We start from the raw sequence: 6566 nt of genomic DNA on the forward strand, positions 1-6566 counted from the left end.
AATGGTTTAACAAAATCTCTCCGGTCCCCGGACCTTACCAAGGTCCGGGTTAGGGTGGGGTTCTTTCACCATATTTGGTGAAAACTTAATGGTTTAACAAAATCTCTCCGGTCCCCGGACCTTACCAAGGTCCGGGTTAGGGTGGGGTTCTTTCACCAAATACAGCGAGTCCAAATCAAGCCTCTCTCGCCCGATTTGAATTCAGAAAATCAGGCTTCTACTTTCGACGGTATTGGACGAGAATGACTCTCGGTACTTCCCGGTTTATCCTGCTTGGTTAGCAACTCAAATACATGACTCCCAATGGCCGCTTTGACATCATCTTCCAAGTCATGCATCACATCTCGATTCAGATGAAACGCATAGTTAGCTTCTTCCACAATCCGTTCAATGGTTGCTTCATCGACGGGTAAGGAATTCAAGGCATCCCGATACTTTTCTTTAAAGGCTCGTCGCGCTTCTACGGTGGGAATTGCTTCAAATTCATGGAGGGATGTGCCTTGATTTTCGGGTAAATCAAGAGCCGATTGGATAATCTTTTTCAAACTTTGACCCCCGGAGAGGTCTCCCATATAGCGAGTATAGGCATGCGCAATCAGCAGTGCCGGGTCTGTATCCGCTAATTCCTGAAGGCGATCGACGTAAACTTTACCCGCATTTAAGGGGACAATCTGATCGCGCCAATTCTCACCATAATAAAAGGCGAGGTCTTTTTCCAGATTCGCCGTGCGGTTGAGTTCCGGGAAATACATCGGTCCGACTACCGGATCATCCTGGTGTCGTCGCATCGCTTCTTCCATCACACTATACACCCAATAGAGATTGGCGAGCAACTTGCGGAATGGCTCCCGCTCGACAATCCCTTTGAGGAAGCACTTCATATAAGCTGTATTTTCGGCGGCAGTATGGGACTTTTGGGTTCCTTCTCTCAGGCGGGTGGCTAAATCGTGGCTCATGTCAAATGACCTTTTTCCTTTTAGATTTATCTGGGTAATGCCGGTTGGGGCCATCTCCAGCAAGGGAAACCGCGACCGACTTCAGTCAGTATATAGCCATACAGCGATAAAGCAATGGATTGTTACATAACTTAACAATTGCCAAACGTTAACGATTGTTACGGTTTTGGGGTAAGGGTCTTTTCAAAATCGAAAAAGTATTATAACTTGAAAGCTATTAAGTTATTTCAGAAGAGCCAGTCATGATTTCTACCCCATCCCAGGCTGCTGCCGAGATGTCCGTCACCAAAACCAAAGCCCTGAAAGAAAATATCCTGACCCCTCGGTTTTATACAACCGACTTTGAGAAGACGGCCAACCTAGATTTATCCGCTCAGGAAACCGAGTTGCGGGCGATGCTAGAGGAAATGCGGGCGGACTACAACCGCCATCACTTCGTGCGAAATGAGGAGTTTGCCCAATCCTGGGACCATCTTACCTCAGAGGCGCGACAAGCCTTTATCGACTATTTGGAACGGTCCTGTGTGTCGGAATTTTCGGGGTTTCTGCTGTTTAAGGAACTCTCGCGCAACCTGAAACAGCGGAGTCCTCTGTTAGCGGAAATGTTTAGTTTGATGGCTAGAGATGAAGCGCGTCATGCCGGATTTTTAAATAAGGCGATGGCCGATTTTGGCTGTACGATGGATTTGAGCTATCTGACGAAAAATCGGGTTTATACGTTTTTTCCAATTGAGTGGGTGTTGTACACGGTTTATCTGTCTGAGAAGATTGGGTATTGGCGTTATATTATTATTTATCGCCATTTGGAAAAACATCCAGAGCATCAGTTTTATCCCTTGTTCAACTATTTTGAAAGCTGGTGTCAGGATGAGAACCGGCATGGGGATATTTTCAAGGCTCTGCTGCGATCGCAGCCAAAACTCTGGCAAACTTGGACCTCTCGTTTGTGGAGTCGCTTTTTCCTGCTAACAGTGTTCGCAACCCATACATTGACAGTCCATGAACGCACGGGATTTTATGATGCTTTGGGAATTGATCCCACGGAGTTTGATCATGAAGTGATTCGCAAAACCAACGAAACTGCACTGCGAGCTTTTCCATCGGGGCTTAACACGGAACATCCAGAGTTTTTCCCCCGGTTAAATAGCTGTTGTGACCTGAATGTAAAGCTATCGGAAATTGATGCTAGTTCTCAACCGAAGTGGATTAAGGCGTTAAAAAAATTACCCTTTCAACTGTCGATTTTCGGCCATTTGCTGCGGATTTATTTACTTAAAGGCATTGACGGTGAGGCACTCCGGGGAACGGTTCGATAACACTTCCCCGGAGTGAGCCGATCGCCCTTGAGGAATGAGTCTAAGGGCGATCGTTACTCATGTCAGGAACTTAACTAGATGCCTCCAATTCTCCCTGTTCTTGCAAGCGACGTTTGCGAGCATAGAGTTGAATAATCACCGCAAAGGCAACAATGGCGGCAATAGTTCCCCAGGAAACAATATCCGTGGGAAAGTTGTTTTTAAAAATGGCTAAAAACACGACTAAAGCGAGTATAATAGTCGGGACTTCATTCAGCCGTCGCATTTGGATTCCACTAATGGAACAAGTTCCCTCTTCCAACTGACGAATCACCCGGCCACAGTAAAAATGGAAGCCGACTAAAGCCAAGACTAACAACAGTTTGACATGAAGCCAAGTTTCCTTAAAAACTCCGGGTTGCTGGTAGATAATGCCCGCTGCCATGATAATTGTAAAAATCATCGCCGGCATCATAATTAATTTATAAAGCCGTTTTTCCATGCGGTTGTACTCGGTTTTGAGAGCGGATCTAACGGCTTCCGGGCGGTCACTGGCTTCAATATGATAGACAAACAACCGGGGTAAATAAAACAATCCGGCAAACCAAGCGACAAAGCCAATAATATGGAAAGACTTAAACCACAGATACGCCATAAACTTTGATTACTCCTTGGAAGACAAACTGGGTATTGATTCGAGATGCGATCGCGAGGATTGGGTCCAGACGCCGACGAAACAGGCGATCGGCCTAGGGCCAGAAATCACTTTAATATCATACCGATTCACGGCACCAAAACCCACGCCAAATCAGTTTGATTTTTGGTAAAGAGTGCCATCAGGCATGGTAGCATCTTCTAAATTGACATCAATCAGAATCGCGCCGGTCAAATCAGCCCCCCGTAAATCAGCCCCGCGTAAATTGACCCCCGTCAAGTCGGCAAAACTCAGGTCAACCTCGCGTAAAATTGCTTCACTCAGATCCGCTGCATCCTGTTGAAGCGTCCGATTCAGATGAGCACGACATAGCTTTGCCCGTTCTAAATCCGTTTGATACAACAACGCACCACTTAAGTTGGCGTAACATAAATCAGCATAGGTTAATATAGCACGACCCAAATCCGTTACTTGGTCAGAAGTGGGACGCAGATCCGCTTCAAACAAGTTCGCCCGGGATAACCGACTCCCGACTAAATTGGCACCACATAAACTAGCTTTACTCAGGTTCGCTAACTCTAAATTGGCATAAGTCAACTTGGCACCACTCAAATCAGCTTCCCTCAGAACAGCGCGATACAAATCCGCCTCACTTAATTCAGTTCCCCACAGGATTGCCTCGCTCAAATCTGCCTCACGAAAACTGGCGCGACTGAAGTCAGTTTTACCGAGTCGAGATTGTCGTAAATCGGCTTGATTTAAATTGATTCCGTGGAAATGACCGTCAATTAAATCCGCTTCCCGGAGATTCGCTTTCCGAAAGTTGCGATCGCCTTCAAGATATCGTTTTTGAATCTCTTCACTGTTCATGGGGTTTCTAGTTAAAGGATGAGTGGACAGTAACCGTTTGATGAAAACAGTTTATCATGGTGACTCCCCAGGTTTGATGGTCACCACACCCCATTGATTCAAACGATTGGGGTTCAGGATTGCTGCGGTTTAGCCAATCCTGAACCCCCAACTGTAAACCTTCGGGTTTCCACTCTCAAAATTTCCAGCTTTTGTCAAAGTTTCCTGATATCAGTTAACCTTTGAAGGCAACCCTAAAAAATCTTAATTAAAGAATCCAAAATCAGGAAGACTACTGTTTCAAAGGGATTCAGGGAATTGATTCATAATGATGCCCGGGGTTGATGATAGAATGTTTACTTTTCCAACGGTTCTCCCGACGCTTTCCACCCCTGAATACTTGGGGGAAATGCACTGACGTTAGTATATCCTAAAAGTCGCAAAGTCATCACACCGATGCCGGTGCGATATCCCGAGGTGCAATACAAAATAACCGGGCGGTTTTGGGGGATTTTATCGATATTTTCCGGTAAAGTTCTCAGGGGAATATTAATCGCATTTAAAATGTGACCCGAGGCGTACTCAGAAGGCTGTCGGATATCAATTAATAAAGCCTTTTCCGGGTCTACCATGCGTTTGAGTTCGGGAATTCCCATGATAGTGTAATAATCCCCAGGAATGTCATCCAAAAACTGTGCGATCGCCTCAGACAATGCTGGATTAGACGGGGTTGAAACCGCCTGAACTGGACCCGGAGCCACTGTTCCCATTAACAAACAGAAAAACAGGATTAAAAATAAAGTCTTTACAAATTTTATCATTGAGTAATTTCCTCCATCCTAAGATTAAATTCCGGGCTTTTACCGGCCAAACAATAAACGAGTTCCGACAGAACAACTCCTACATTTTAGCGGAAACTCCTGCCATAAAAACACCTGTGCTCTCATTCCCGTGCAGTGGTTCGCCCCAATCAGTTGCAAGTCATACTTTCTGAATGTTTCTGCCGTAGCTTGCAGGCGATCGGCACTAGCATTCAACAGGTGCATTCCCCCAATCACGGCATAAAACTTATCTTCACCCGTCAATGTAGCAATATAATTGAGTGTATTAATCACTCCTGCATGAGCGCAGCCTAAAACAACAACCACCCCTTCCATTGTCTCTATAAATAAGGCTTGGTCATCTAAAATAACATCCACCTGATTATGCTGAGAATCTTGCCAAAACTGACCCCCCGTATCCTCTAACGGATGAACCCGGGGAATAGTCCCAGTAACATAAACTCCCGGAACAATTTCTGTCGGGGTTTCAGTCCAAATCACCTCCCTAGATTTCTGGGCGAGAATATCAGGATCCTGAATCGGACAACCAATATCCCCTCGGGGGCTAAATTTGGGATTGAGGGCCGAGGGATGCAGAAATAATCGAGGATAAGAGTTTTCTAATACCGTCATTAAACCCCCAGCATGATCATAATGACCATGACTCAAAACCACCGCATCTATATCGGAAAAAGAAATTTCCAACTGTTTAGCATTGTGTTTCAGTGCCAATCCCTGTCCCGTATCAAATAAAATCTGAGAACCTGCGGTTTCAATGAAATAAGAAACTCCATGTTCCCCCAGCAATCCTCTCCCCGAAGCCGTATTTTCAACTAAAACCGTGACTGCCACAAAGTTGTTCATACCAGACTAACCCACTCTACCGAACTCCCTGATATTTCTGTCCATTTTTTAAGCATCAATCTCCCGTTAATATTGAAAAGCACTGTTTTCGCCTCAGTTCTTTCCTCATCTTGCTGGTCCTAGGAAAACCCTACCATTTCTCCCTTAAATCCATCCACTCATTCTCGCCATCACTGCTGCCAGCAGCGGCAAGATTGTAAACCCCAATAATTCTCCCTTAATCAGCCAATTCAGTTTTGTCACGCGCTCAAGTTCCAAGGCGGGAGGCTGACCTTTTTGTAAATCTTTAAACCACCAGATAAAGGTAAAGGTTGGATACAGGGAGAATAAACTCACTAGAATAAACACCCCCATTTTGGCATAAAAAAACGGATTATTCAAATAATAATCCGTTCCCTTGCCAAAATAGAGAACTCTCAATACCCCCGTGACTAGAATAGCCACCGCCCCTATCCCATAGGCCAAATCTGCAAAAGCTACTCGTTTCGCTTCATCGAGAGTCATATCTTTTTTTAGGTTTAAAACCTCTACCGTCAGGGCGGCAAAAGCCAGCATGAACCCGAAGTAATGGAAATACGCTGTAATTGAACTAGCCCACATTGTTTTAGATGAAGAAAGAATAGATGATGTCCTAAATCTTGCGATCGCTACCGGATGAAATAAGCAAGAGCCGAAATCAAAATTTTCAACTCATGATGAGTAAAGTAACCCAAATTTCTGATCCAGCTAGACGGCAAAAGTAGCCCAAAAGTTGTCAAGAAAACCAGGAATTTACTCGATTTAAACCCTGATATATATAGCAATCCTCAATGATTTATGCCCGGGTGCGGCTCCCCTCTCCCGTTGTGGGCCGCCTTATGTTGGGGGTGAGGGCATTCTACAACTGATTGAGTCCAAGCTCTATAGCAATCCTCAATGATTTATGCCCGGGTGCGGCTCCCCTCTCCCCCTTTGGGAGAGGCCTGTCCTGAGCCCTGAGCCCTGAGCCCTGAGCCCTGAGCCCTGAGCCCTGAGCCCTGAGCCCTGAGCCCTGAGCCCTGAGCCCTGAGCCCTGAGCCAGTCGAAGGGTCGAAGGGGGTCGAAGGGTCGAAGGGTCGAAGGGTCGAAGGGTCGAAGGGTCGAAGGG

At 45.8% G+C, this 6566-nt stretch carries 8 protein-coding genes; 1 reads left to right on the plus strand and 7 read right to left on the minus strand.

Features of this window, described 5'->3' with window-relative positions:
• Window positions 1-209: 209 nt before the first annotated feature.
• Window positions 210-956: a biliverdin-producing heme oxygenase gene (locus tag J0895_RS03910; RefSeq protein ID WP_207086815.1), complete on the minus strand. Its 747-nt coding sequence runs from the start codon at window positions 954-956 to the stop codon at window positions 210-212.
• A 242-nt stretch (window positions 957-1198) separates the two neighbouring features.
• On the opposite strand from J0895_RS03910, the gene acsF reads away from it, so the two are divergent.
• A complete protein-coding gene (acsF, locus tag J0895_RS03915; RefSeq protein ID WP_207086816.1) occupies window positions 1199-2272 on the plus strand; it encodes a magnesium-protoporphyrin IX monomethyl ester (oxidative) cyclase in 1074 nt (357 codons plus the stop codon).
• Between the two features lie 70 nt (window positions 2273-2342).
• Here acsF and hemJ read toward each other — a convergent pair whose 3' ends face one another.
• From hemJ to J0895_RS03945, 6 genes are all read right to left on the minus strand, one after another.
• Complete coding sequence (hemJ, locus tag J0895_RS03920; protein WP_207086817.1) at window positions 2343-2906, minus strand: protoporphyrinogen oxidase HemJ; 564 nt, start codon at window positions 2904-2906, stop codon at window positions 2343-2345.
• A 9-nt stretch (window positions 2907-2915) separates the two neighbouring features.
• Window positions 2916-3053, minus strand: coding sequence for a hypothetical protein (locus J0895_RS03925; protein WP_207086818.1), 138 nt, complete (start codon window positions 3051-3053; stop codon window positions 2916-2918).
• Window positions 3054-3059: 6 nt separating this feature from the next.
• Window positions 3060-3776: a heterocyst differentiation pentapeptide repeat protein HetL gene (gene hetL, locus J0895_RS03930; RefSeq protein WP_207086819.1), complete on the minus strand. Its 717-nt coding sequence runs from the start codon at window positions 3774-3776 to the stop codon at window positions 3060-3062.
• A gap of 335 nt (window positions 3777-4111) precedes the next feature.
• On the minus strand, window positions 4112-4576 hold the full coding sequence (locus tag J0895_RS03935) for a rhodanese-like domain-containing protein (RefSeq protein ID WP_207086820.1): 465 nt from the start codon (window positions 4574-4576) through the stop codon (window positions 4112-4114).
• Between the two features lie 39 nt (window positions 4577-4615).
• Window positions 4616-5440 carry an MBL fold metallo-hydrolase gene (locus J0895_RS03940; RefSeq protein WP_207086821.1) on the minus strand — a complete coding sequence of 275 codons (825 nt, stop codon included), beginning with the start codon at window positions 5438-5440 and terminating at the stop codon, window positions 4616-4618.
• A 144-nt stretch (window positions 5441-5584) separates the two neighbouring features.
• Window positions 5585-6040, minus strand: a complete 456-nt coding sequence (locus J0895_RS03945) for a DUF2214 family protein (RefSeq protein WP_207086822.1) — start codon at window positions 6038-6040, stop codon at window positions 5585-5587.
• Window positions 6041-6566: the final 526 nt, after the last annotated feature.

Source organism: Phormidium pseudopriestleyi FRX01 (genome assembly GCF_017313335.1).
In the GTDB taxonomy this organism is placed as follows: Bacteria; Cyanobacteriota; Cyanobacteriia; order Cyanobacteriales; family Laspinemataceae; genus Laspinema; species Laspinema pseudopriestleyi.